The 25,997-nt window shown below is 58.5% G+C and carries 23 protein-coding genes and 4 tRNA genes; 15 read left to right on the top strand and 12 right to left on the bottom strand.

The window, feature by feature from the left end:
• The first annotated feature begins 25 nt into the window (after positions 1 to 25).
• Together ACZ9IM_RS22995 and ACZ9IM_RS22990 are read left to right on the top strand one after the other, a co-directional pair.
• Positions 26 to 3,016 carry a DUF748 domain-containing protein gene (locus ACZ9IM_RS22995; protein WP_476225033.1) on the top strand — a complete coding sequence of 997 codons (2,991 nt, stop codon included), beginning with the start codon at positions 26 to 28 and terminating at the stop codon, positions 3,014 to 3,016.
• Positions 3,016 to 3,312 carry a DUF2845 domain-containing protein gene (locus ACZ9IM_RS22990; RefSeq protein WP_427626880.1) on the top strand — a complete coding sequence of 99 codons (297 nt, stop codon included), beginning with the start codon at positions 3,016 to 3,018 and terminating at the stop codon, positions 3,310 to 3,312. Before ACZ9IM_RS22995 ends, ACZ9IM_RS22990 begins: the two co-directional genes overlap by 1 nt.
• A gap of 204 nt (positions 3,313 to 3,516) precedes the next feature.
• On the opposite strand, the gene ACZ9IM_RS22985 is transcribed toward ACZ9IM_RS22990, so the two are convergent.
• Positions 3,517 to 3,873, bottom strand: a complete 357-nt coding sequence (locus tag ACZ9IM_RS22985) for a BON domain-containing protein (RefSeq protein WP_007901973.1) — start codon at positions 3,871 to 3,873, stop codon at positions 3,517 to 3,519.
• Between the two features lie 316 nt (positions 3,874 to 4,189).
• Entirely contained in the window at positions 4,190 to 4,612 is a 423-nt protein-coding gene (locus ACZ9IM_RS22980; protein ID WP_008068485.1) for a pilin, read from the bottom strand.
• Between the two features lie 226 nt (positions 4,613 to 4,838).
• Here ACZ9IM_RS22980 and pilB point away from each other — a divergent pair, with 226 nt between their 5' ends.
• The 5 genes from pilB to yacG are packed head-to-tail and all read left to right on the top strand — an operon-like array spanning position 4,839 to position 9,450.
• On the top strand, positions 4,839 to 6,539 hold the full coding sequence (gene pilB, locus ACZ9IM_RS22975) for a type IV-A pilus assembly ATPase PilB (RefSeq protein ID WP_476225032.1): 1,701 nt from the start codon (positions 4,839 to 4,841) through the stop codon (positions 6,537 to 6,539).
• A gap of 2 nt (positions 6,540 to 6,541) precedes the next feature.
• Positions 6,542 to 7,759 carry a type II secretion system F family protein gene (locus ACZ9IM_RS22970; protein ID WP_476225031.1) on the top strand — a complete coding sequence of 406 codons (1,218 nt, stop codon included), beginning with the start codon at positions 6,542 to 6,544 and terminating at the stop codon, positions 7,757 to 7,759.
• 1 nt (position 7,760) lies between these two features.
• Positions 7,761 to 8,633 carry a prepilin peptidase gene (locus ACZ9IM_RS22965; RefSeq protein ID WP_476225029.1) on the top strand — a complete coding sequence of 291 codons (873 nt, stop codon included), beginning with the start codon at positions 7,761 to 7,763 and terminating at the stop codon, positions 8,631 to 8,633.
• Positions 8,630 to 9,253 carry a dephospho-CoA kinase gene (gene coaE, locus ACZ9IM_RS22960; protein ID WP_123497164.1) on the top strand — a complete coding sequence of 208 codons (624 nt, stop codon included), beginning with the start codon at positions 8,630 to 8,632 and terminating at the stop codon, positions 9,251 to 9,253. The genes ACZ9IM_RS22965 and coaE overlap by 4 nt, the downstream gene beginning before the upstream one ends.
• Positions 9,250 to 9,450, top strand: a complete 201-nt coding sequence (gene yacG / locus ACZ9IM_RS22955; protein WP_008015124.1) for a DNA gyrase inhibitor YacG — start codon at positions 9,250 to 9,252, stop codon at positions 9,448 to 9,450. Before coaE ends, yacG begins: the two co-directional genes overlap by 4 nt.
• Before the next feature lie 9 nt (positions 9,451 to 9,459).
• On the opposite strand, the gene ACZ9IM_RS22950 is transcribed toward yacG, so the two are convergent.
• Positions 9,460 to 9,675: a hypothetical protein gene (locus tag ACZ9IM_RS22950; RefSeq protein WP_237886718.1), complete on the bottom strand. Its 216-nt coding sequence runs from the start codon at positions 9,673 to 9,675 to the stop codon at positions 9,460 to 9,462.
• 63 nt (positions 9,676 to 9,738) lie between these two features.
• Positions 9,739 to 10,428, bottom strand: a complete 690-nt coding sequence (locus tag ACZ9IM_RS22945) for an energy-coupling factor ABC transporter permease (RefSeq protein ID WP_427626861.1) — start codon at positions 10,426 to 10,428, stop codon at positions 9,739 to 9,741.
• A gap of 323 nt (positions 10,429 to 10,751) precedes the next feature.
• Here ACZ9IM_RS22945 and ACZ9IM_RS22940 point away from each other — a divergent pair, with 323 nt between their 5' ends.
• On the top strand, positions 10,752 to 10,994 hold the full coding sequence (locus ACZ9IM_RS22940; RefSeq protein ID WP_476225028.1) for a DUF2790 domain-containing protein: 243 nt from the start codon (positions 10,752 to 10,754) through the stop codon (positions 10,992 to 10,994).
• Between the two features lie 8 nt (positions 10,995 to 11,002).
• On the opposite strand, the gene ACZ9IM_RS22935 is transcribed toward ACZ9IM_RS22940, so the two are convergent.
• The 3 genes from ACZ9IM_RS22935 to ACZ9IM_RS22925 all read right to left on the bottom strand — a co-directional run bounded on the left by ACZ9IM_RS22935 (position 11,003) and on the right by ACZ9IM_RS22925 (position 15,060).
• Positions 11,003 to 12,271, bottom strand: coding sequence for an OprD family porin (locus ACZ9IM_RS22935; protein ID WP_476225027.1), 1,269 nt, complete (start codon positions 12,269 to 12,271; stop codon positions 11,003 to 11,005).
• Positions 12,272 to 12,382: 111 nt separating this feature from the next.
• Positions 12,383 to 13,594, bottom strand: coding sequence for a benzoate/H(+) symporter BenE family transporter (locus ACZ9IM_RS22930; RefSeq protein ID WP_427626867.1), 1,212 nt, complete (start codon positions 13,592 to 13,594; stop codon positions 12,383 to 12,385).
• A 122-nt stretch (positions 13,595 to 13,716) separates the two neighbouring features.
• The gene (locus ACZ9IM_RS22925; protein ID WP_063342493.1) at positions 13,717 to 15,060 is read right to left on the bottom strand and encodes an aromatic acid/H+ symport family MFS transporter; all 1,344 of its coding nucleotides are present in this window, start codon (positions 15,058 to 15,060) and stop codon (positions 13,717 to 13,719) included.
• A gap of 430 nt (positions 15,061 to 15,490) precedes the next feature.
• Here ACZ9IM_RS22925 and ppk2 point away from each other — a divergent pair, with 430 nt between their 5' ends.
• From ppk2 to ACZ9IM_RS22890, 7 genes are all read left to right on the top strand, one after another.
• Positions 15,491 to 16,315: a polyphosphate kinase 2 gene (ppk2, locus tag ACZ9IM_RS22920; RefSeq protein ID WP_427626869.1), complete on the top strand. Its 825-nt coding sequence runs from the start codon at positions 15,491 to 15,493 to the stop codon at positions 16,313 to 16,315.
• Between the two features lie 49 nt (positions 16,316 to 16,364).
• Positions 16,365 to 18,152: a SulP family inorganic anion transporter gene (locus ACZ9IM_RS22915; protein ID WP_476225026.1), complete on the top strand. Its 1,788-nt coding sequence runs from the start codon at positions 16,365 to 16,367 to the stop codon at positions 18,150 to 18,152.
• A gap of 82 nt (positions 18,153 to 18,234) precedes the next feature.
• Entirely contained in the window at positions 18,235 to 19,335 is a 1,101-nt protein-coding gene (locus ACZ9IM_RS22910) for an AI-2E family transporter (RefSeq protein ID WP_476225025.1), read from the top strand.
• Between the two features lie 135 nt (positions 19,336 to 19,470).
• Positions 19,471 to 20,097, top strand: a complete 627-nt coding sequence (locus ACZ9IM_RS22905) for a DUF1780 domain-containing protein (protein WP_008008717.1) — start codon at positions 19,471 to 19,473, stop codon at positions 20,095 to 20,097.
• Between the two features lie 153 nt (positions 20,098 to 20,250).
• Positions 20,251 to 20,424 (top strand): DUF3094 domain-containing protein, encoded by a 174-nt coding sequence (locus ACZ9IM_RS22900; protein ID WP_007901951.1) that lies wholly within the window; start codon positions 20,251 to 20,253, stop codon positions 20,422 to 20,424.
• A 60-nt stretch (positions 20,425 to 20,484) separates the two neighbouring features.
• Positions 20,485 to 21,783 (top strand): NAD(P)/FAD-dependent oxidoreductase, encoded by a 1,299-nt coding sequence (locus ACZ9IM_RS22895; protein WP_427626876.1) that lies wholly within the window; start codon positions 20,485 to 20,487, stop codon positions 21,781 to 21,783.
• Positions 21,784 to 22,114: 331 nt separating this feature from the next.
• Entirely contained in the window at positions 22,115 to 22,516 is a 402-nt protein-coding gene (locus ACZ9IM_RS22890) for an HvfA family oxazolone/thioamide-modified RiPP metallophore (RefSeq protein ID WP_008068435.1), read from the top strand.
• Between the two features lie 106 nt (positions 22,517 to 22,622).
• On the opposite strand, the gene ACZ9IM_RS22885 is transcribed toward ACZ9IM_RS22890, so the two are convergent.
• The 5 genes from ACZ9IM_RS22885 to clpB form a co-directional block, all read right to left on the bottom strand.
• Positions 22,623 to 22,699: transfer RNA gene (locus ACZ9IM_RS22885), tRNA-Pro, on the bottom strand.
• A gap of 95 nt (positions 22,700 to 22,794) precedes the next feature.
• Positions 22,795 to 22,870: transfer RNA gene (locus ACZ9IM_RS22880), tRNA-Lys, on the bottom strand.
• A gap of 5 nt (positions 22,871 to 22,875) precedes the next feature.
• Positions 22,876 to 22,952, bottom strand: a tRNA-Pro gene (locus ACZ9IM_RS22875).
• Positions 22,953 to 22,961: 9 nt separating this feature from the next.
• Positions 22,962 to 23,037 (bottom strand) — tRNA-Asn (locus ACZ9IM_RS22870).
• A 317-nt stretch (positions 23,038 to 23,354) separates the two neighbouring features.
• Positions 23,355 to 25,919 (bottom strand): ATP-dependent chaperone ClpB, encoded by a 2,565-nt coding sequence (gene clpB, locus ACZ9IM_RS22865; RefSeq protein WP_192345402.1) that lies wholly within the window; start codon positions 25,917 to 25,919, stop codon positions 23,355 to 23,357.
• Positions 25,920 to 25,997: the final 78 nt, after the last annotated feature.

The following is a 25,997-nucleotide window of genomic DNA, read 5'->3' as shown; positions in this document are numbered from 1 at the left end:
CTGGTTGCTTCGGAACCGCAAACGCATGCCATACTCCAAGGCACTCCGATTCCGACAGATGAAGCCGCACATGCCCAAAGGATTGATTCGCGCTATCGGCGCCTTGTTGACTGCCCTGGCTCTTTATAGCCTGTTGGGATTTCTGATTTTGCCGGGCATCGCGTTGCGAATCGCCAACCAACAATTGGCCAACTACGCCACGACGCCCGCCACGATTCAGCGGATCGAACTCAATCCGTTCAGCCTTGAAGTCACCCTTTGGGGCCTGGTCATCGGCGAGCCGGGCAAAGAGCAAGTGGGCTTCGAACGTCTGTACGCCAACCTGCAGATCGATAGCCTCTGGACCAAGGCGCTGCACTTGTCCGATATCGAACTGGACAAACCCAAGACCGAAATCCTTTTCGGCAAAGACGGCAAACTCAACCTGCTCGGCCTGTTCAAAATCCCCGCCAGCGAACCGACCCCGGTCGATCCGGACGCCAAACCATTCCCTCTGCGCGTGGAGCGAATCAAACTGGCCGGCGGCTCCTTACATTTCGAGGATGCACGGCCCAGCGAACCCATCGAGTTCCTCTATGACAAACTCGATTTCGAACTGAAAAACCTCAGCACCCTGCCTGAAGACAGCGCCGACATGACGTTGGTCGCCATCGGCCCGGCAGGTGGACAGATCGACTGGACCGGTAATTTCAGCCTGATCCCGATCGCCTCCGAAGGTAAGCTGAAAATCACCGACGGCAAGATGAAATCCTTCTGGCCCTATGTGCGCGATGCTGTGCCACTTGCACTCGAAGATGGCGTCATCAGCCTCAGCACCGACTACAAACTCAACCTGGCCAAGGAAACCGAACTGCTGCTAAGTAACGTTGCCGTCAGTGTCGCGCCTTTCGCCATCAAGACGCCGGACGGTCGACCGCTGGCGAAGCTCGAGCGGCTGGACATCAGCGAAACCACCGTAGACCTGGCCAAACAGCAAGTGGTGGTCGGCAAGATACGTAGCAAAAAACTGGAAACCTGGGCCGCCCTCGAAGCCGACGGGCAACTCGACTGGCAAAAACTGTTCGCCAGTCAGCCGTCCAAAGCGGCCAACAAAGCCAATGCCGAGCCAGCCAGCGCGCCGGCAGTGGCCGATTCGCCGAAGCCTGAACCGACCGCGCCGAGCAAGCCTTGGCAGGTGCTGCTCAAAGACGTGCAGCTACGCGATTATCAGGTGCACCTGGCCGACCGCAAGGCACAACCGGCGGTGGCGCTGGAGCTGGGTCCGCTAAACCTGGACCTGCAAAATTTCGATAGCCTCAATGGCTCACCTTTCAACCTCAAGCTCGACTCCGGCGTGGGCAAGCAAGGCAAGATCACCGCGGACGGCGTGGTCAATCTGGCCCCGATCAGCGCCAAACTGAACGTGCAGACGAAGGACATCGACCTGCGCGTCGCCCAGTCCTACATCAACCCGTTCATTCGTCTCGAATTGCGCAGCGGAATGCTGGGCAGTGATCTGGCGGTCGACCTGAAAAGCACCGAACCGCTGGCGTTCAGCGTCACAGGCAAAGCCCAGGTCGATCAACTGCATACCCTCGACACTCTGAAAACCCGCGACTTCCTCAAGTGGCAACAGTTGGTGCTCGAAGGCCTTAACTATCAGCATGGCGACAGCCTGTCGATCGACAAGGTCAACTTGTTCCAGCCTTATGCACGCTTCATGATCAACGATGATCGCACCACCAACGTCGATGACCTGTTGATCCCGCAACCGGCCGACGCCGGCGCCACAACCACCGCTGCGGCCAAACCGGCAGCCGGAAAAGAAAAACCGCTGGGCATCCACATTGGCGGCATTGCCATCAATGACGGTTCGGCAAACTTCGCCGACTTCAGCCTGACCCCGAACTTCGCCACCGCCGTTCAACAGCTCAACGGGAAGATTGGCACCATCGACAGCCGCCAGGCAAAACCGGCCAGCGTCGACATCAAAGGCAAGGTCGACCGCTATGCACCGGTGACCATCAAGGGTTCGGTCAATCCGTTCGACCCGATGGCCAGCCTGGACATCGCCACCAGTTTCAAACGGGTGGAATTGACCACTTTGACGCCCTACTCCGGCAAGTTCGCCGGTTACCGTATCCGCAAGGGCCGGCTCAATCTCGACCTGCATTACAAGATCACCAACGGCCAGCTCCTGGCCGAAAACAAAGTGGTGGTCGAGCAGTTGCAACTGGGTGAAAAGGTCGACAGCCCGGACGCGGTGAGCCTGCCACTGAAACTGGCGATTGCCTTGCTCAAGGATGTCGACGGCAAGATTTCCATCGAACTGCCGGTGAGCGGCGACCTGAACAACCCTCAGTTCAGTGTCATGCCTATTATCTGGCAGACCCTGCGCAACCTGATCGTGAAAGCCGCCGCAGCGCCATTCAAAATGATTGGCGGGCTGGTCAGCGGCGGTGGTTCGGAAGACTTGGGCAGCGTGGCATTTGCACCGGGTTCCAGTGACTTGAGCAAAGACGCCGAAGCGGCGCTGGTCAAACTGTCCCAAGCGCTCAAGGAGCGTCCGGCCCTGCGCCTGGAAATCGAAGGCACCGCCGCCAAGAGCAGCGACGGCCCGCTGATTGCCGAGCAACGCCTGGAGCGGGAATACCAGTACAACTACTACAAAATGCTCCAGCGTCGCGGTGACAAAGTACCGGCCCAAGCCTCGTTGCTGGACGTACCGGACAACGAGAAAGGCCCGCTGCTTGAAGGGATCTACCGCACACGCCTCAAGACCCAGCCGCCCGCCGAATGGAAGGATCTGGGCAAGGAAGAACGCAGCAAAAAAATGCGGGAAGACGTGATCGCGTTCTGGAGTTCCAGCGAGGTGCTGTTGCGTCAACTGGGGCAAGAACGGGCCAGCAGCATCAAGGATTATCTGGTGGACAAGGGGCAATTGGCCGATGACCGCGTGTACTTCATCGACGCCAGCCTCGGCGAGGCAGAAAGCGATGGCCGCGTTATCACGCCCATGCATCTGGATGCCGAATGATGGGCGCACATTGGCTTCTGAGCCTGTCTCTGTTGCTGGTTGCCGGCCAGGCAGCGGCGGCCGATACCTTGCGTTGCGGCAGTCAATTGATCAGCGTCGGGGACAGGTCCAGCGAAGTGCTGCAAAAATGCGGAGAGCCCGTTGCCCGCGACTTGCTGGGCTACAAGCGCAGCGCCAATCGACGGGAAGAATTTCAAGTCGAGGAATGGACCTACGGGCCCAACAGCGGGATGTACCAGTACCTGCGCTTTGAAGGAAACAGGTTGGTTCGAATCACCAGCAAGCGTGGTAATTGAATCCACCACAAACCAATGTGGGAGCGGGCTTGCTCGCTCCCACAGTTGTTTTGCGTAGCCCGCAATAGAACAGGCCCCGACACGAATGCCAGGGCCTGTAATGGCCACGTCCTTGTGGCCTTCGCATGAACTCTCAAGTAGCGGCAGACGTATGACTCGGCCCGTCTACCGCACCTTCTCCCGGTCCAGGCGAGAAGCCTTGTCTTACTCGGATTTCAGGCCGTCAGCGGACACCGCTTTGACGCCTTTGATTTTCTTGGCTATAGCCACGGCGGTTGTTTTCTGAGCATCTGTCAGAACGGTCATGGAAGACAGGGAAACAACGCCTTTGTTGGTTTCGACTTTGATGTCGGTGCCTGGGATGCCTTTTTCGGTGACCAGGTCTGCTTTGACTTTGGTTGTGATCCAGGTATCGGAAACATCCTCTTTCGCTTCAGTGACTTCACCGGCGGCCAGCATCATGGGTGCCTGAGTCGCCTGGGTGGTCTGTGCGAATGCAGCGTTGGCCATGGTCAGGGTCAACGCGGTAGCAGTAGCGGCAGCGATAGCGAACTTCTTCATACGAGTAACTCCTGTATTTCTGGAAAGTCTGCTGCGTGTCTTGTCAGCAGGGTTACAGGAGATAGTGCGAACGCTGTGCCAACTGTCAGATAAAAAATAAATAGTTATAAATCAATAAGTTAGATAAAAAGACAATGTCCGAAATCATGCAAAATGCATGACTGATAAATTATCTACATGCAACTTGCGGGTTTTAACGCAGGCCTAAGGCCATGAATTGTCGGGGGTTTCTTGATAATTCGAACAACAGGGGAAAAGACGAACAAAAAAATGCCCCGCGTCGTGAGAAGCAGGGCATTGGCAGGATGACAATGGATCAGCCAGCAGCGGCAGCACCCGTGCAGCCTTTAGGAGCATATTCCTGTTCAGCCGTGGTGGCGCACGTCCAACCACCAGCGAGTGTGCGTGTTAGCGTAATGGTTTTGCTGAGTACCGGTCCTGGAGCATTGAGGATCGTGCAACCGATAGTACCTGCGCCGTCAGCGGCGGTACCCGATGCTGTAATTGTGCAATTACCTGTGGTCGCCGTACCGCCGATCAGAGCGAGGGTCGGATTAGTACCTTGGTTGATAATGTCTTCGAAAGGCACTTTCAGTGCCGAGATTTCTGCAAGAGCAGCGGTCACTTTCGCCCGCGCCTGGTACTTCGAATATTGCGGCAACGCAAACGTCGCCAGAATCCCGATGATCGCCACCACGATCAGCAGCTCGATCAGAGTAAAACCTTTTTGATTTTTCATAGACAGGCTCCATGCATGAGTCGAAATCTCATGATCTGAACAAGGCACAGCACAGGTCATGCCAAGTTGCGTGCGCCCCTGCCTGCTGGGCGCGAGATCGCGGCAAAGACCTTTCCTACTCCAAGGATCCGCACTATCTGACACTTTTTGTCACCTCACCCCGGCTGGTTTGGTTCCACTGCTTGACTAGGCTATAAGTCATTCACTGTCTGCGTCCGGTATCCCAATGAATGACATCGCCCTTAGCGGTCTGGCCAAGCAATTGGTACTGGCCGAACTGATCACTGACCAAAGTGCGCAACAGGCGTATCAACAAGCCCAACGCAATCGAATTTCGCTGGTCAGCTATCTGGTGCAAAACAAACTGCTGAAAAGCTGGCAGGTCGCCGAGGTGGCCTCGGAGCATTTCGGCATGGCCCTGCTGGACCTCAACTGCCTGGACAAGGACACTCAACCCCGAGGGCTGGTCAGTGAGAAGCTGATCCGCCAGCACCACGCCCTGCCCCTCTGGCGGCGTGGTAACAAGCTGTTCGTGGGGATTTCCGATCCGACCAATCACCAGGCCATCAACGACATCCAGTTCAGCACCGGGCTGAGCACCGAAGCCATTCTGGTGGAGGAAGACAAGCTCAGCGACGCCATCGAAAAATTCTTCGACAACCACTCCACCGGCCTGGAAGACATGGCCGATGTCGACCTCGACGGGGTGGACATCGAGTCGGTCGATGAGCAGAAACAGGACGCCCTCGGAGGGCAAGATGCCGATGATGCCCCCGTGGTGCGCTTCGTCCACAAGATGTTGCTCGACGCGATCAAGAGCGGTTCTTCCGACCTGCATTTCGAGCCCTATGAAAAAATCTACCGCGTGCGCATGCGCACCGATGGCATGCTGCGGGAGGTCGCCAGGCCGCCGACGCAACTGGCCAACCGCATTGCCTCGCGGCTGAAGATCATGGCCAGTCTCGACATCTCCGAGCGGCGCAAACCCCAGGACGGGCGAATCAAGATGCGGCTGTCCAAAAGCAAGTCCATCGACTTCCGGGTCAACACACTGCCGACCTTGTGGGGCGAGAAAGTGGTAATCCGGATCCTCGACCCGTCCAGTGCCCAAATGGGCATCGATGCCCTCGGCTACGAGCCCGACCAGAAAGACCTGTACATGGCCGCGCTCAAGCAGCCACAGGGAATGATCCTGGTGACCGGCCCCACAGGCTCGGGCAAGACCGTGTCGCTCTATACCGGGCTGAACATCCTCAACACCGTCGACATCAATATTTCCACTGCCGAAGACCCGGTAGAAATCAACATCGAAGGCATCAACCAGGTCAACGTCAATCCCAGGCAGGGACTGGATTTCGCCCAGGCGCTGCGCTCGTTTCTGCGTCAGGACCCGGACGTGATCATGGTCGGCGAAATCCGCGACCTCGAAACCGCTGAAATCGCCATCAAGGCTGCCCAGACCGGGCACATGGTGCTTTCCACCCTGCACACCAACAGCGCCGCGCAAACCCTGACCCGCCTGCACAACATGGGAATTCAGGGGTTCAACATCGCGACCTCGGTCAGCCTGATCATCGCCCAGCGCCTGGCGCGCAAATTGTGCAGTCATTGCAAAAAACCCATCGAGATTCCCCGCGAGGCGTTGCTCAAAGAAGGCTTTCCCGAGGAACGCATCGGCTCATTCACGATCTATGAACCGGTCGGTTGCGATCAGTGCAACAGCGGTTACAAAGGGCGGGTAGGGATTTATGAAGTGGTAAAGAACACCCCAGAACTGCAACGGCTGATCATGGCCGAAGGCAATTCACTGGAAATCGACATCCAGATGCGTAAGGACGGCTTCAACGACCTGCGTACTTCGGGCCTGCTCAAGGCCATGCAAGGCATCACCAGCCTTGAAGAAATCAACCGGGTCACCAAGGACTGAACATGGCGGTCAAAGCAGCGAAAATCAGCGTATATGCCTGGGAAGGCACAGACAAAAAAGGCACAAAAATGACCGGCGAATTGACCGGCCAGAATCCCGCGCTGATCAAGGCCCAGTTACGCAAGCAAGGCATCAACCCGGGCAAGGTGCGGAAAAAAACCGCGTCCATTTTCAATGCCGGCAAACGCATCAAGGCCCTGGACATTGCCCTGTTTACCCGGCAGATGGCGACCATGATGAAAGCCGGCGTACCGTTGCTGCAATCGTTCGACATTATCGGCGAGGGCTTCGATAACCCGAACATGCGCAAACTGGTGGACGAGGTAAAACAGGAAGTCGCGGCCGGTAACAGCTTCGCCGCGGCCCTGCGCAAAAAGCCCCAGTATTTCGATGAGCTGTACTGCAATCTGGTGGATGCCGGCGAGCAGGCCGGTGCTCTGGATACCCTGCTGGAACGGGTGGCGACCTACAAGGAAAAGAGCGAAAGCCTCAAGGCCAAGATCAAGAAGGCCATGACCTACCCGCTGGCGGTGGTGTTCGTCGCGATCATTGTGACCGGGATTCTGCTGGTCAAGGTAGTGCCGCAGTTCGAGTCGGTGTTCTCGGGGTTCGGCGCCGAACTGCCGGCATTCACCGTGATGGTCATCGGCTTGTCGGAGTTCCTGCAGGCCTGGTGGTGGATGGTGCTCGGCCTGTTGGGTGCGCTGGTTTTCGGCATCCGCCATGCCTTTAAAAAGTCCCCCGGCTTTCGGGACCGAATGGACACCTGGCTGCTGAAACTGCCGTTGGTTGGCGCGCTCATGTACAAGTCCGCCGTGGCCCGTTACGCCCGCACCTTGTCGACGACGTTCGCCGCCGGCGTGCCACTGGTCGAAGCCCTGGATTCAGTGGCAGGCGCAACCGGCAACATCGTGTTCAAGCGAGCGGTATTACGCATCAGGCAGGATGTTTCCACCGGCATGCAGCTGAATTTTGCGATGCGCACCTCCGGTATATTTCCGAACATGGCGATCCAGATGACGGCCATTGGCGAAGAGTCTGGCGCACTGGATGACATGCTCGACAAGGTCGCGAGCTTCTATGAGGACGAGGTGGATAACATGGTCGATAACCTGACCAGTCTGATGGAGCCTTTCATCATGGTGGTGCTGGGGGTTATCGTCGGCGGCCTGGTGGTTGCAATGTACCTGCCCATCTTCCAACTTGGCTCAGCGATCTGATATGTCCTTGAACGAATTTCTGAGTCACAACTCACTGGCCTTCGTGATCACCACATGGGTGATCGGTTTGCTGATCGGCAGTTTTCTCAACGTGGTGGTCTGGCGCCTGCCGAAAATGCTTGAGCGTGAATGGCGCTTGCAAGCCCATGACGTCCTGGATTTGCCACCCGAAGCCCCCGGCCCGGCTTACAACCTGATATTGCCTCACTCCGAGTGCCCCGACTGTGGCCATCGGATTCGAGCGTGGGAAAACATTCCCGTGCTCAGTTATCTGTTTTTACGCGGGCGATGCTCGAACTGCGCGACGCCGATCAGCAAACGTTACCCGCTGACCGAACTGGCCTGCGGCGTGCTGTCAGCGTTCGTCGCCTGGCATTTCGGTTTCGGCTGGCAGGCCTGCATGGTGCTGGTCCTGAGCTGGGGCCTGTTGGCGATGAGCCTGATCGACGCCGAACACCAGCTGTTGCCGGATGTGCTGGTGCTGCCGTTGATATGGCTGGGATTGATCGTCAACAGTTTCGGGCTCTTCGTGTCACTGCATGACGCGCTCTGGGGTGCGGTGGCCGGCTACATGGCGTTGTGGACGGTGTTCTGGCTATTCAAGCTGATCACCGGCAAGGACGGCATCGGCTACGGTGACTTCAAGCTCTTGGCGATGCTCGGCGCCTGGGGCGGCTGGCAGATCCTGCCACTGACCATCCTGCTGTCATCGCTGCTGGGCGCCATCATCGGGGTGATTTTGCTGCGCCTGCGGGATGCGCAAACCTCGACTCCGCTGCCCTTTGGCCCCTATCTGGCGATTGCCGGCTGGATTGCCTTGCTCTGGGGTGGTCAAATAACCGGCTTCTATTGGCAGTTTGTCGGTTTGAAATGAATACCCCTGTGGAAAAACCCTGGATTCTCGGCCTGACCGGCGGCATCGGCAGCGGCAAAAGCGCGGCCGCCCAGCACTTCATCGATCTGGGCGTGCACGTGGTGGACGCCGATCATGCGGCTCGCTGGGTGGTAGAACCCGGTCGCCCGGCACTGGCGAAGATCGCCGAGCACTTTGGCCCCGGCGTGCTGCAAGCCGACGGCCAACTGGATCGCGCGGCGCTGCGCAAGCTGATCTTCGAAGTGCCGGATGAACGCCGCTGGCTCGAAGCGCTGCTGCATCCGCTGATCGCCGAAGAAATCACCCACCATCTGGCCAAGGCACAATCGCCTTACGCGATTCTGGTTTCGCCGCTGCTGATCGAGTCCGGGCAGTACGCCATGACCCAACGGGTTTTGGTGATCGATGCCCCGGAACAGTTACAGATCGAACGCACCCTGCAGCGTGACCAGACCAGCGAACAGCAGGTCCAGGCGATCCTCAAGGCCCAGTCCAGCCGACAGGACCGCGTGAGCCATGCCGACGATGTGGTGGTCAACGACCGCGACCTCGCCTGGCTGCACAGCGAGGTCGAACGCCTGCATCACTTTTACCTTACTTTGCGTGGAGGCCAGTCATGAGCCAAACCCCAACCGTCGATTGCCCAACCTGCGGCGCCCCTGTCGAATGGAGCCCCGAAAGCAAGTTCCGGCCATTCTGTTCGGACCGTTGCAAACTGATCGACCTGGGCGCCTGGGCGTCGGAAGAACACAAGATCCCGGTGCCTCCCGATGCCGAGGACGAGATGTTCAGCGGCGACTTCGACCCGCGCCACTGATCCCGCCCCTCAGGGCCGCATAAAGCCATAGTCCTGGCCCTCGTCGAGGTTCTCGGCGAGAAACCGCAACTCATCGGCCAGGTCTTCCATATTGCGTACCGCCTTGCTCTGCTGCACCACCGCACTGAGCAAGGCGCGCAGGCTCAATCCCGGATCGAAGCCCACCTCTTGCGCCACATCCAGACTCTGACGCAACTCCTGCCGGGCCCACTCATACACACTCATGCCATTGCTCCTGAAGGTTTTCCAGAGCATGGATTCGGCAACGCTTTTTGGATTTGATGTGGATCAAGATTTGGGATCGTCGTCCTTCCAGGGCGCTGAAAGGTAGCGCGTGCGATTGAACGTCTCCAGCCATTCGGGACAGAACACCACCAATGCGCTGACCACCATGCCGTTGATAAACGCTTCCGGGAAAATCAGTAGCCACAGGTAGCCGACAAAATCTGTCAGCCAGTACGGCATGGCGAAACGTTCGTCATACCACAGCAGCGTGAGCGCCAGAGTCAGGCACAGCAGGGCCGACAACGCAGCGGCAAAAAAACCGGAACAGAAGATGTACACAAAGGGGTTACGCGGCTGCGCGCGCTCCACCAGGATGGCGCAGCACTCGGTGACCAGCACCGGCAGTAGAATCAGCAGCGCGCCGTTGACCCCCATGGCCGCCATGTCCTGCCGTCCGAGCAGCACCAATCCTGCTTGCGCGACCAACCCGCCGACAATCGCCAACGGCCAATCCAGCAGTAACGTCACCGCCGTCATGCCGATGAAGTGATAGGACACGCCGGTATCAAAGTCCCGTCGCACCAGCCAGAGCATGAACAGCGCGAACACCGTGCCGAACAATAGATGCTGGCGGCGACTGTCGCTGAACAGTTCGACCCAGGGTGCTCGCGCAATGGCCCAGATCAGCACCGGTGCATAGATCAGCCACCCCACCGTCAGGGTTTCGGAGGACAGTAACTCGGCACCGATCATGGCTGGGCACACTCCCTTGTCTTGCCGAAAGAGAACAGGCCCTCAGTCTACCGCCCTTCGACTTTGCTCTGGAGGGGTGTTTTAGGATTGGGGGGCGTATCCGTTTCTGCGGTAATGGCGGCTCTTTTCTGATCGTGTACATATCCGTTTCTGCGGTAATGGCTGCTTATGGTCGCCATTACCGCAGAAACGGATATGTACCCGATAAAAAAGAACCAGCGATTGTTACGTTTCCTGTAAGGCTGAATCAGACCCAGCCCCCTTTATCACCCACGGACAAAGCCTAGAATTGAGCCATCGGAATCAACACGGAGTAAGGAAAAATGAAAACCTTGATGAGCCTGTTTTTGACCCTCGCCGCCACCTCGGCCCTGGCCGCCGGCAATGAGCCAGCCGCCACCTCGTACAACCCGGTGCAGCCGTTGGACATCGCCAAGGTGGTTTCAGTGACGAACACCGCAACCGCCTGCGGGGTTGTGCCTGCGACCATGGAGTATGTCGATCATCAGGGCCAGACCCATCGTGTGACGTACGAAGTCATGGGTGACTGCACCACAGATCTGTGACCGCGGGCTCATAACAGCTTCCACGTGTAGCTGAGGATCAGACGGTTTTCGTCGATATCGCTGCGGTAGTTGGAACGCGCCATCACATTGCGAACACGGATGCCGAGGCCTTTGAGGCTGCCACTCTGCAGCACATAACCGATGTCCAGATCGCGTTCGCGATCCTTGCCTTCAAAGCCCTTGCCGGTGTCGACGTTATTGCCGGTGATGTAGCGCACGGTGCTGGTCAGGCCGGGCATGCCGATGGCCGCGAAGTCGTAGTCGTAACGCGCTTGCCAGGAGCGTTCATCGGTGTAGGCGAACTCGTAGGTCGGTACCTCGTTGCCCAGCGGTGAGATGTTGGCAAACACCCGCGGGAAGGCGCTGTCGCCGAACATGCCCTGATAGCCGACATAAAACGTGTGGCCGCCGCGCTTGGCCGACAGCAAGGAGAAGAACGCCTGGTTGTCGATATTGCCCAGCAACTTTTTGCCGTCTTCGTGCGAATCGTAATAGCCAAGGTTGGCGCCCAGGGTCCAGTCTCCCAACGGCTCGCTGTGCTTGAAGCCGAGAAAGCGCTGGTTGTAGATATCTTCCAGTTGCCCGAACCAGGCACTGACCGAACTGCGCTTGTCATTGAAGGCGTAGTCGGCGCCAGCAAAGTTGAAACCATCGCTGCTGACCTGACGCTGCGGAACATGACCGAGCATGGCTTGCATCTTTTCGTCGCCGGCCTCGTTGCGCAGGCTGGTTGAATTCAAGTGGCCGCCTTGCAAGGTCAGACCATCGATTTCATTGGAGCTGATGCTTGCGCCCTGATAGCTGGGCGGCAGCAGCCGGATATCGCTGAAGGCCAGCACCGGCACGTTGGGTTGCAACTCACCCACTTTCAGCTCGGTCTTGGAGTAACGCATCTTCAGCGCACCTTCCAGACGGCTGTAATCATCTGCCGCGCGACCATCATCGTGCACCGGCAGCAAACCGGTATTGACCCGGTCCGGGCTGCTATCGAGTTTGAGGCCGAGCAGGCCGATGACATCCACACCAAAACCGACCGGGCCCTGGGTATAACCGGATTTGACATTGAGGATGAAGCCCTGCGCCCACTCTTCGGCCTTCGACTGTTGATTGGCCCCAACGATGTCGGAAAAGTCCCGGCTGAAGTAATAGTTACGCGCCTGCAAGGTGGCCGTGGTGTCTTCGATAAAGCCCCCCTCGGCGGCCATTACGCCACTGGAAAAACCCGAGACGACCGCCAGGGACAACACTGAACCGGTTGCTGGAAAGATCTGTTTCATCGCTGTTCTCTTATTGTTATTGATCGACAGGTTGAAGTGCTCCACCCGTGGCGGATTCGCCGCGAGGGATGGTGAAAACGGATAAGGATCGGGTTTCGATTAACTACTCGATCAGCGCGCCACCTCCTGCGCAGGGGCCGCTTGAGTCGCCGGCGCGGGACGCCGGGCACTCAACAGCACGTGCGTGACCATGCCGAAAATCAGCCCCCAAAAAGCGGCGGACAAACCAAACAACGACATGCCCGAAGCGGTGGTGAGAAAGGTCACCAGCGCGGCTTCGCGATCACTCGGCACGGCCATTGCGCCGGCCAGCGCCCCGGCTATCGCGGCGAACAGCGCCAGCCCGGCCAGGGCCGCGATCAGTTCCTTGGGGAACGCCGAAAACAACGAAACCAGCGTGGCACCGAAGATCCCCAGCACCAGGTAACACAGCCCGCCCACGACCCCGGCCACATAGCGTTTTCGCGGATCTTCATGGGCCTCGCGACCGGTACAAATGGCCGCGGTAATCGCCGCCAGATTCAACCCGTGACAACCGAACGGCGCCAACAGCGCAGTGCCCAACGCGCTGCTGGCGATGATCGGGCCGGCTGGCGTTGGGTAGCCGCTGGCACGCAGCACCGCCATGCCGGGAACAAACTGGCCGGTCAGCGCCACCATCACCAGCGGCAAGGCGACATTCAGGGTCGCACTCAGGCTGAACGCGGGGGTGATCCATACCGGTGTGGCCAAGCCGATCACCAGTGCTTCGCGGTGCAAATCACCGGCGAGAAACGCAATCGAACAACCCACCAGCAGCACCATCAACACCGCATAGCGCGGCATCACCCGCTTGCAGATCAGGTACGTGGCAAACATCGCCAGCACCAGCAGCGGCTTGCCTTGCAACGAGACGAACAACCCGGTGCCGAAGCTGAACAGAATCCCCGCCAGCATCGCCGCCGCAATCGCCGCGGGCAGTTTGCCGATGATCCGGTCAAACGCCCCCGACACCCCGACCAGAAAGATAATCAGGCTGCTGACCAGGTAAGCGCCCACCGCCTCCGGCATGGAGATCCCCGGCAACAGGGCCACCAGCAACGCCGAGCCCGGTGCCGACCACGCGATGATCACCGGGACGCGGTAACGCAGGCTCAAACCGATGCCGAGCACGGCGCTGCCGATGGAAATCGCCCAGACCCAGGACGACAACATTTCCCGCGAGAGGTGTGCGGTCTCGGCGGCCTGAAAGATGATCACCAAGGGGCCTGCGTAGGAAATCACCGTGGCGATAAATCCGGCGACGGCAGCAGACAGGGAAAAGTCCTGAAATAACGCTTTCATGAAACCTCGCCGCAAGACTCGTCAGGCGATCCGTGGCACAGGCCCGGTCGCTCTTGTTCGGAAAAATGTGTGGGGGACCCAGGCCGGCGACACGGCATGACGCCGTGCCGCCACTACCGGGTTCAGGCACTGGTCGGCGCAAGCGTCTGGGTGGCACCTTTGGCGCTGCGTTGGCTGCTGATGGCGAACACGGTCATGGCGAGAGCGGCCACCGCACCGGGCAAGGCAAACGCCATGAAGTTCAGTTGCAGCGGCAGGCTGATCCCCAGCAAGGCACCGCCCAGCAGTGGGCCGACGATCGCGCCGTTGCGGCCGATGCCTGACGCCCAGCCCAAACCGGTGGAGCGAATGGTCATGGAGTAGAACTGCGCGGCGCAGGCGTACAGCAGAATCTGTGAGCCGATGGTGGTGGCGCCGGCAAGGGCGATCAGCAGGTACAACACCGGCATCGGACTGTTGAAGCCCAGCAAGGTGATCGATACCGCAGCCACAACGAAGAACACCGCCAACACACGCGGCAGGTTGAGCTTGTCGCCCAGCACCCCGCCGCCGACCGCGCCGAAAATGGCGCCGAAATTGAGCACCAGCAGGAACGACAGACTCGAGCCCAGGCTGTAACCGGCGTTGGCCATCAGTTTCGGCAGCCAGGAACTCAAGGCATAGACCATCAGCAAGCAGCAGAAAAACGCCAGCCACAGCATCAGCGTGCGCAGCGCACGACCCTCGCGGAACAGTTGCAACACCGGGGTGCCAGTGCCCTTCACTTCGCTCATGTGCAACTGATCGCTGGCGAGTGCAACGTAAGCCGGGTCAACCCGCTCCAGAACGTTGCGCGCCTCTTGATTGCGCCCCTGACGCAGCATGAAACCCACCGATTCAGGCAGGAAGTACATGATCAACGGCAACAACAGCAACGGCAGCACCGCCACGTAAAACACCGACTGCCAGCCGAAACTGGGGATCAGCACGATGCCGAGCCCCGCCGAGAGCATGCCGCCCACCGAGTAACCGCTGAACATGATCGCCACCAGCGTGCTGCGGATTTTCTTCGGCGCGTACTCGTTCATCAGCGCCACGACATTGGGCATCACCCCGCCAATGCCCAGCCCGGCAATGAACCGGCAGAGGCCAAACTCGGTAGGGTTACGAGCAAAACCATTGAGCACGGTAAAACCGCTGAAGAGCATCACGCACAGGGTGATGGCTTTCTTGCGGCCAATCTTGTCCGACAGCGGGCCGAAAAACAGCGCCCCGAACATCATCCCGAACAGTGCATAACTTCCCAGTGCGCCAGCTTGCAAGGGACTGAGCCCCCACTCTTTCATCAGCATCGGCAACACCACGCCGTAGATCACCAAATCGTATCCGTCGAAGATGATGATCAGGGCGCACCAGAACAGCACCATCCAGTGAAAGCGGTTGAATCGAGCGTTGTCGATAACCTCATGTACGTCGATCTTGCGCATGGCATCTATCTCTTGTTGTTGTTTTTTTAAGAGTCGGTAACGCGGCTAACGTCCGTACAGCCGAGGGTAGAGACGCCGGGCACGGGGCAATAGCCGCTTTGCGCAGATCGCTATCCGTTTTGTGCAATGCCCTGAATCGGGCGTGGGATGAGGAATGCTGCGGGCATGCCACCCTGCAGACGGGTCGGGCAATACGCGTATCGAACCTGATGGGACCTGGCGTGTTCCAGGAACCTGTGGCAACCCTGTAGAGGGTTGATTCATGGACTAGACTCACGCGGTTGGTGATGGAGTTGAACGTCAAGAGCAGAGGGCCGTCCACGACTGACGCCAGGTTTGCTCGAAGCAATGCGCGATCTGCAAGCTGATAGCTGCACCTGCAGGGTCCATCTATCGGTAGTCAGCGACTGGCATAGGTGAGGCTTGGGTCATGGCAAAGGACAAGAAGAAAACCCCTGTTAAAAGCAACTCCGCTGAACCCTTGAAACTGAAGAACAAAGACTATCTTGAGCAGTTACGCCGACTGCATGTCGAACTGGTCAAGTTGCAGGAATGGGTGAAACAAAAGGGCATCAAGATCTGTATCGTCTTCGAAGGGCGGGATGGCGCCGGCAAGGGTGGGACGATCAAGGCGCTCACTGAGAGGGTGAGCCCGCGTGTCTTTCGGGTGGTGGCGCTACCAGCACCGACCGATCGCGAGAAGAGCCAGATGTATATACAGCGCTACCTGGCGCACATGCCCGCGGCTGGCGAAGTGGTGATCTTCGATCGCAGTTGGTACAACCGCGCAGGGGTCGAGCGCGTGATGGGATTTTGTACCGATGAGCAGGTGACCCGTTTCCTGGCCCTGGCCCCCCTCATGGAACGCATGATGGTCGACTCGGGCGTCATGCTGTTCAAGTATTGGCTGGAAGTCAGCGAAGAGGAGCAGACTCGCCGGCTCGAGGCGCGGATCAAGGATGGCCGCAAAACCTGGAAACTGACGCCCATGGATCTCAAGTCATACAGCCGCTGGTATGACTACTCGCGCGCACGTGACGACATGTTCAAGTCGACCGACACCGATCATGCTCCGTGGCTTGTGGCCAACTCGAACGACAAGAAGCGGGCCCGCCTCAACATCATCTCTGATTTGCTCAGCCGTATTCCGTACAAGAATGTACCGCGCGAGAAGGTGGTTTTGCCCAAACGGCAGAAATCAGGCGGCTATCGTGAACCGGATTATCCGTTGCGGCGAATTCCGGAAAAGTTCTGACCGGCACGTTCAAGCGGATCTGCGCTGTACACCAAAGGGCCACCGTCCTATGAGCCATTCGGATGCTTCGCCTCCCGTCCCGGAACCGGGCCGCATTGCCCATCGCAACACCGGCGGCGACACCGGTTGGAGTCGTTGGCTGCCCGGACTACGCACGCTGCGCGGTTACAAAATAACCTGGTTGCGGCACGACCTCGTGGCCGGACTGGTGCTGACCACGATGTTGGTGCCTGTCGGCATCGCCTACGCGGTGGCATCGGGCGTACCCGGCATCTATGGCCTTTACGCGACCATCGTTCCGCTGCTCGCTTATGCGCTGTTCGGACCCAGCCGGATTCTGGTGCTGGGGCCGGATTCCTCGCTGGCTGCCGTCATTCTCGCCGTCGTCCTGCCACTGTCCGGCGGTGATCCGCATCGTGCCATCGCCCTTGCGAGCATGATGGCGATCGTATCGGGGGTGGTGTGCATCTTGGCCGGCATAGCGCGCTTGGGCTTTGTCACGGAGCTTCTTTCCAAACCGATCCGCTACGGGTACATGAACGGGATCGCGCTGACGGTATTGATCAGCCAACTGCCCAAGTTTTTCGGTTTTTCGATTGAATCCGACGGCCCGCTGAGAAACCTGTGGGCGATCGCTACGGCTGTAATGGAGGGGAAAACCAACTGGACCGCCTTCATGGTCGGCGCAGCCACCTTGGCCGTGATTCTGCTGCTCAAGGGCAACAAACGCGTGCCGGGCATTCTGATCGCCGTGGCAGGGGCGACCGTCGCCGTGGGTGTGCTGGACCTTGCCGCGCGCACTGGAATATCGGTCCTCGGCTCTCTTCCGCAAGGCCTGCCTGCGTTCGCCATCCCCTGGATCACTAGCGCCGATATTGTCCCCGTCCTGATCGGTGGTTGCGCCGTTGCCCTGGTTTCGTTCGCCGATACCAGCGTGCTCTCACGTGTCTATGCGGCGCGGACCCGCACCTATGTGGACCCGAACCAGGAAATGGTGGGCCTCGGCGTCGCCAACCTGGCCGCCGGATTTTTTCAGGGTTTTGCGATCAGCAGCAGTTCGTCACGTACGCCCGTGGCCGAGGCTGCAGGCGCCAAAACCCAGTTGACCGGAGTCATCGGCGCGCTTGCTGTTGCCTTACTGCTGGTGGTGGCACCAGACCTGTTGAAGGATTTACCTACCAGCGCACTGGCTGCGGTGGTGATCGCCTCCGCCATCGGCCTGATTGAGGTCACCGACCTGCGACGCATTTATCGAATCCAGCGTTGGGAGTTCTGGCTGTCAATCGTCTGCACCGTCGGGGTGGCCGTGCTGGGGGCGATTGAAGGCATCGGCCTGGCCATCGTGATCGCCGTCATCGAATTTCTGTGGGATGGCTGGCGTCCTTACTCTGCCGTCCTGGGACGCGCGGACGGCGTGAAGGGTTATCACGACATCAAGCGCTATCCCGACGCGCGCCTTGTACCCGGCCTGGTCCTGTTTCGCTGGGATGCGCCGTTGTTTTTCGCCAACGCCGAGTTGTTCCATGACCGAGTGCTGGACGCCGTGGCTGCATCGCCTACGCCAGTGCGCTGGCTGGTTGTTGCGGCGGAACCCGTCACCAGCGTGGACGTGACCTCTGCCGACATGTTGGCGGAACTGGACGAAACGTTGCACGCGGCGGGTATCAAGTTGTGTGTGGCCGAGATGAAGGACCCGGTCAAGGACAAGCTGAAGCGATTCGGGCTTTTTGCGCGGCTTGGCGAAACAGCGTTCTTTCCAACAATAGGCTCTGCAGTCGACAGCTATCTCGCGATACATCCGGAGGATTGGATGGGTCGGGAGGACAAGAGTCGCTGAGCGGCATGTTCACCGGCTCACTTGCGACCAAGGCTGGACTTACCAAATGCAGGCCCTTGCCACTCTCTACAGGAGGTAATCCATGGTTCCCATCCCCCTTCTCGAAAAGGTTTTTTCCCGAGACCTGCTCGATGTGCTGATTCGTGCCGGAGTGATTGCCGTTCTGGTGATGTTCTGCTTTCAGATATTCAGCCCGTTCCTCGATCTGATGCTGTGGTCGGTGATCCTGGCAATCACCCTCTACCCCTTGCAAGTCAGGTTCAAAAGCAAGCTGGGGAATAAAGACGGGATCACCGCGACGCTGATCGTATTGGTCGTCATCAGTATTCTTATGGTGCCTATTTATTTGTTGGGAGCCTCGCTTGCGGATTCCGTGGAGAAGGTCATGACCATGGTCAAAACCGACAGTTTCCATATTCCACCACCCTCCGATGCGATAGCCAGCTGGCCACTGGTGGGCGAACCTCTTTATAACTTGTGGGCGCAAGCCACCACTGACCTGCCCGATCTGGCACACAAGTTCATGCCGCAGATCAAAGGTGTCAGCCTCTCCCTGCTGAGCAAGCTTGCGGGTGTCGGCATGGGGCTCCTTTTATTCATCGTTGCCCTGATTATTGCCGGTATTTTTTTAGCGTATGGCGAGAGCGGCCACCGCAGCGCGGTGCAAATCGTTTCGCGCTTCAGCGGTCCGATCAACGGGCCGAAAATCGCCGATCTGTGCACCGCGACCGTCCGGGCAGTGGCGTTGGGGGTGGTCGGTATCGCCTTCATCCAGATGCTGTTGGTGGGCATCGGCTTTGTGTTCATGGGCGTCCCCGGCGCCGGCCTTCTCGCCCTGGCGGTGCTGCTTCTTGGCATCATGCAATTACCGGCCACCCTGATTACCCTTCCGGTCATCGTTTTTGTTTTCATGAGCGAAGGTGCCAGTACGGCGACCATTGTGTTTGCCATTTATGTCTTCATCGCGGGATTGGTCGATAACGTCCTCAAACCGCTGCTGCTGGGTCGTGGTGTCGATGTGCCGATGCCCGTGGTGCTGATCGGCGCCTTGGGCGGCATGGTCACGGGCGGTATCCTCGGCCTGTTTATCGGCCCTGTGATACTCGCGGTCGGCTATCAGCTGTTCTGGGAATGGGTGGATCAAGCGCAAGAACCCGGGCCAGATAATCAGGGACAGACCTGACACGGCGGTAGAGGATATTCGGTGATGAACACCCATAGGCATGCCAGAAAAAACGGCTGAAGAAATCCCGACAGACTTTTTTCTTTTGCGACAGACTTATTATTCAGATCACATTTGAACGCTAAGCTTGGGCCTATGGATGATTCAGATTATTTACGCCTGCTGACCATTGCGGCCGAGCAAGCCAACACGTTCCTCTCCAATGCCCGCAAATGGGAGCGTGAGCGTTGGGTTTGCCAGCGCCTGCTGCAAGGCCTGAACATTCCCTATCGCGCCGACGAATTTGCCCCCGCCGGGGAGCCACCGGACGTGTTGTTCCGCGACGCGAACTTCGAAGTGTTCTTCGTGCTCGACGAGGGTCGGCGCCTCAACGATGAATGGCGCGACGAGCTGCAACGTCGACGCAGCGCGTTTTCCCTGAGCCAGCTAGTGCGCCGTGAGGCCAAGCCCCGGCGCATCCCGGCCAATGAGTTTCTGCTGAGACTGGCGCCGACCTTGCGCAAAAAAGCCCACAACTACAAAGAGCGCGGCATGGACCTGGGGGAGCTGGACATCATCGCCTTCGCCAGCCTCAAGCGCGAAGTGCTGGACCTCAACAGCCACTTTCCGCCGCCCACCGAATACTTGCGTCAGGGCTGGCGCTCGTTGTCGCTGGTCGGCCCGACCTTCGCCCGAGTGTTGTTCGCCCACCCGGAAGCCCCGGATTTCCTGCGCAGCAACCTGGGGCGCAGCATCGTTTTCGACGTCGGGATCAGCCTGTGAGTCCATTGCAGGAGTTGGTCGCCGAGTGTTACAAAGTGGAATCATTCGCCATTCCCGCCAGCAACTATGCTCCGTTCCATACCGGATAGGTCGCGACATCGCTGCGCGCTGTAGCGTCTACACATTCAGCAACGTCTACCTGACGAGGCCTTTATGACCAGCCGCCTGAACCCCGACGACCAGAAGCATGTCGAAGAGTACCTGAACCTGTCCCAGCACCAAGTCGAGCGCCGGCCTTTCCGGCCGTGGATGCTCCTTGTGCTGGTGTTGGCAGTGACCATGGGTTTAGGCCTGTTGAGCCGACTTATCAGTTACCTGACGCTATGAGCTGCATCGCGCTCGCTCGGGTAATTGCACCGATTTCTTTTAGCCTTGCGAGATATCCCCATGACTCATCGTATTGTCATCGTTGGCGGCGGCGCCGGCGGTCTGGAGTTGGCTACCCGTCTGGGTAAGACTCTGGGCAAGCGCGGCACGGCCAGTGTGATGCTGGTCGACGCGAACCTGACCCACATCTGGAAACCGCTGTTGCACGAAGTGGCGGCAGGTTCCCTGAACTCTTCCGAAGACGAACTCAACTATGTTGCCCAGGCAAAATGGAACCACTTCGAGTTCCAGCTGGGGCGCATGAGCGGGCTCGATCGCACACAGAAGAAAATCCAGCTGGCCGCCACCTACGACGAGGCCGGCCTGGAGCTGGTGCCGGCGCGCGAAGTGCCTTACGACTCGCTGGTGATTGCCGTCGGCAGCACCACCAACGACTTCGGCACGCAGGGCGCGGCGCAGCACTGTCTGTTCCTTGATACCCGCAAACAGGCTGAGCGCTTCCATCAGCAACTGCTCAATCACTACCTGCGCGCCCACGCTGGGCAAACCGACGCGGTGCAACAGATCAGCGTGGCCATCGTCGGCGCCGGTGCCACCGGAGTCGAACTGGCAGCGGAACTGCACAACGCCGCCCATGAACTCGCGGCCTATGGCCTGGACCGGATCAAACCGGAAAACATGCACATCACCCTGATCGAAGCCGGGCCACGGGTGTTGCCAGCCCTGCCGGAACGAATCGGTGGGCCTGTGCATAAAACCCTGGAGAAACTCGGGGTCAACGTGATGACCAATGCCGCGGTCAGCGAAGTGACGGCAGACAGCCTGATTACCGCCGATGGCCAAGTGATCAACGCCAGCCTCAAAGTCTGGGCCGCCGGGATTCGTGCGCCGGGTTTCCTCAAGGACATCGATGGCCTGGAAACCAACCGCATCAATCAGCTGCAAGTGTTGCCGACCCTGCAAACCACCCGCGACGAGAACATCTTCGCCTTCGGTGACTGCGCGGCCTGCCCACAACCAGGCACCGACCGCAATGTGCCGCCGCGCGCCCAGGCTGCGCACCAGCAAGCTTCGTTGCTGGCCAAATCGCTGAAACTGCGGATCGAAGGCAAAGCCCTGCCGGAGTACAAGTACACCGACTATGGTTCGCTGATTTCGCTGTCGCGTTTTTCGGCTGTGGGTAACTTGATGGGCAACCTGACCGGCAGCGTCATGCTCGAGGGCTGGCTGGCGCGGATGTTTTACGTGTCGCTGTATCGCATGCACCAGATGGCGCTATATGGCGCGTTCCGCACAGCGATGTTGATGCTGGGTAGCAAGATTGGGCGCGGGACTGAGCCGCGGCTGAAGCTGCACTAAATACTCGGCGTCTGTCAGGGCCTCATCGCGGGCAAGCCACGCTCCCACAGGTTATGTGTTGGACCCATGGTCGATGCATAACCTGTGGGTGCGTGGCTTGCCCGCGATGCAGGCGCCTCGGTCCAACCTGCGGACAGTTGTGTGTCTCACTGTATCTTCCCCACTAATTCCATCCCTTCGCTTACAAAGCCCCCCTTGCGCGACACAGTAGCGATACACCACGCCCGCTAAATGGCCACACCCGAGCAAGGCACTGCCTGCTTCGGTCATCGCCGCACTCACGTGGCGTCCTTTATCGAGCGGTTGTGTTGTGCAACCCAGGAGATTTGTAATGTCCCGTACCACTACTCTCAGCAAAAACACCGTTGGCCTGCTCGGCGCTGTCCTGGCCGGCGGCGTGATGTTGTCCGGTTCTGTCTTCGCTTCGCAGCCGCTGACTCAAGGCTACCTGCTGGCCTCGGCGGAACAGGTCGTGAAGACGCCTGAAGGCAAATGTGGCGAAGGCAAGTGCGGCGATGCTTCGATGGCCCGGACCGATACCGATGATGATGGCCAGGTATCCCGCGCGGAATTTTTGAAAGTGGCGCCCAAGGCCGATTTCGACAAGATCGACACCAACCATGATGGTCAAATCTCGGAACAAGAGGCTTTTGATAACGTGAAAGCCAACTACGAAGCCAATGGTAAAAAGATGCCAAAGGGCTTGTTCGAGCACCTGAAAGACAATAGTTAAGCCTCTGAAGGCCCAAGCCCTGCCTCTGCGTCGAGAAGCAGGGCTTTTTTGCATTTGCAGCAGACAAAAAAAATCCCCGTATCTTTCGATACGAGGATTTTTAATATGGTCGGGGTAAGGGGATTCGAACTCCTGACATCCTGCTCCCAAAGCAGGCGCGCTACCGGACTGCGCTATACCCCGGTAAAAAAAAGGCACCTTTGAAAGGCGCCTTCTGCGAACAGAGCTTTTGGCGTCTGATCTTAAGATTCGATTCCAGCGTTAACTGGTTTCAAAAATGGTGGGTCGTGTGGGATTCGAACCTACGACCAATTGGTTAAAAGCCAACTGCTCTACCAACTGAGCTAACGACCCAAAAATGGTCGGGGTAAGGGGATTCGAACTCCTGACATCCTGCTCCCAAAGCAGGCGCGCTACCGGACTGCGCTATACCCCGGTTTGAAATTGGCTCCGTGACCAGGACTCGAACCTGGGACCCAATGATTAACAGTCATTTGCTCTACCGACTGAGCTATCACGGAACTACATATTTCAATTTACAACTGGTATTTCAATTTACAACTGTGAAGCTTGCTTCACCTCTTCGACCCGTTCGCATCGCTGCGTTCGTGTGTCTGAGGCGCGCTATTCTACAATCTTAAGCACCTCTGTCAACCCCCTAAATTGCTTTCAAGTTAATGATTTGCAACTTATTTCAGATTCCTGCTTGGGGAGCAGAAACCCTTCAGGGCGACTTACTGCGGGGCGCACTTTACAAGCCTTTTCCTTTGAGTTCAACAGCCTGGCGAAAAAAAGGCCTCGCAATGCGAGGCCTCTTTCAATTTGCTGCCGGCGGGAATCAGACGAAAACGATTTCGTCGTTTTCCACGGTGCCCTTGGCCGTCTCGCCTGGCATGTATCGACCCGACAGAATCAGCTGTGCCAACGGGTTCTCGATCCAGCGCTGGATCGCCCGTTTGAGCGGCCGTGCGCCATAGACCGGGTCGTAACCGACGGCGATCAACTTATCCATCGCTTCCGGGCTCAGCTCAAGCTTCAGCTCGCGCTCGGTCAGGCGGCTACGCAGGCGACCCAACTGGATTTCGGTAATGCCGGCAATCTGATCCCGAGCCAGAGGCTCGAAAATCACCACTTCGTCGACCCGGTTGATGAACTCCGGCCGGAAGTGCGTGGAAATCGCATCCATTACCGCCGCGCGCTGCGCTTCGCGATCCCCTACCAGCTCCTGGATCTGCACCGAGCCAAGGTTGGAGGTCATAACGATCACAGTATTTTTGAAATCCACTGTGCGGCCATGGCTGTCGGTCAAACGGCCATCTTCAAGCACTTGCAGCAAGATGTTGAACACATCCGGGTGGGCCTTCTCGACCTCGTCCAGGAGGATCACCGAATAAGGCTTGCGACGCACCGCCTCGGTCAGGTAACCGCCCTCTTCATAGCCCACGTAGCCCGGTGGCGCGCCGATCAGTCGAGCCACGGAATGTTTCTCCATGAACTCGGACATGTCGATCCGCACCATCGCCTCTTCGGTATCGAACAGGAACTCGGCCAGCGCCTTGCACAGCTCGGTTTTGCCGACACCGGTCGGGCCGAGGAACATGAACGAACCGCTCGGGCGATTCGGGTCGGACAACCCGGCGCGGGAACGCCGCACCGCGTTGGAGACAGCGATCACCGCTTCGTCCTGACCGATCACACGTTGGTGCAACAGGCTTTCCATCTTCATCAGTTTTTCGCGCTCGCCCTCGAGCATTTTCGCCACGGGGATGCCGGTCCACTTCGACACGACTTCAGCGATCTCTTCTTCAGTCACCTTGCTGCGCAGCAACTGGTTTTCACTTTTGCCGTGCTGGTCGACCATTTGCAGGCTGCGCTCCAGGTCCGGGATAACCCCGTATTGCAGCTCGGCCATGCGGTTCAGGTCGCCTTTACGGCGTGCGGCTTCCAGTTCCTGACGGGATTGTTCGATTTTCTGCTGGATCTGCGCCGAACCCTGGACTTCGGCTTTTTCCGAGTTCCAGATTTCTTCGAGATCCGAGTATTCGCGCTCGTGACGGGCGATTTCTTCCTGCAGTTTTTCCAGACGTTTCTTCGCCGCGTCGTCGCTTTCTTTCTTCAGCGCCTGGGATTCCACCTTCAGCTGAATCAGGCGACGCTCCAGGCGGTCCAGTACTTCCGGCTTGGAGTCGATCTCCATGCGGATGCGGCTGGCGGCTTCGTCGATCAGGTCGATGGCTTTGTCCGGCAGCTGGCGGTCGGTGATGTAGCGATGACTGAGTTTGGCCGCGGCGATGATCGCGCCGTCGGTGATCGCCACCTTGTGGTGAACCTCGTAACGCTCTTTCAGGCCGCGCAGGATGGCGATGGTGTCTTCTTCGCTTGGCTCATCCACCAGGACTTTCTGGAAGCGTCGCTCGAGAGCTGCGTCCTTTTCTATATATTGGCGGTATTCGTTGAGCGTGGTCGCACCGACGCAGTGCAGCTCACCACGAGCCAACGCAGGCTTGAGCATGTTGCCGGCGTCCATCGAGCCTTCGCCCTTGCCGGCGCCGACCATGGTGTGCAGTTCGTCGATGAACAGAATGATCTGCCCTTCCTGCTTCGACAGTTCATTGAGCAGGGATTTGAGGCGTTCTTCGAACTCGCCGCGGTATTTGGCACCGGCAATCAGAGCCCCCATGTCCAGGGACAATAGACGCTTGCCTCTCAGACCATCCGGCACTTCGCCGTTGATGATGCGCTGGGCCAGGCCTTCGGCGATGGCGGTTTTACCCACGCCTGGCTCACCGATCAGTACCGGGTTGTTCTTGGTGCGGCGTTGCAGGACCTGAATGGTGCGACGAATTTCGTCGTCACGGCCGATCACCGGATCGAGCTTGCCCTCTTCGGCGCGCTTGGTCAGGTCGATGGTGTACTTGTCGAGCGCCTGACGTGACTCTTCGTGGTTGGCATCATTGACTGCCTCACCACCGCGCAGGTTGTTGATCGCATTTTCCAGGGCTTTCTTGCTCACGCCCTGGCCCAGCAACAATTTGCCGAGCTTGCTGTTCTCGTCCATGGCGGCGAGCAGCACCAGTTCGCTGGAGATGAATTGGTCGCCCTTCTGCTGGGCCAGGCGATCGGCCTGATTCAGCAGACGCGCCAGATCTTGCGACATGTTCACATCGCCAGTCGGGTTCTGGATTTTTGGCAGCTGATCGAGGGCTTTGGTCAGCTCTTTACGCAAACTGTTGACGTCGAAACCCACCTGCATCAGCAGGGGTTTGATCGAACCACCCTGCTGTTCAAGCATGGCCTGCATCAAATGCGCCGGCTCAATCGCCGGATGATCGAGGCCGACGGCCAGGGATTGGGCGTCGGACAAGGCTAACTGCAACTTGCTGGTTAAACGGTCTATACGCATGGGTCACCTTCCTTTTGAGCAGGCCGGACCTATAAACATCCTGAATGAAGAAACCTGCCAGATACCTCACTAGATGTG

It is taken from the genome of Pseudomonas sp. TE12508, from assembly GCF_056279485.1.
Note: the sequence above shows the minus strand (reverse complement) of the source record. Positions and strands in the feature narration are given on the sequence as shown.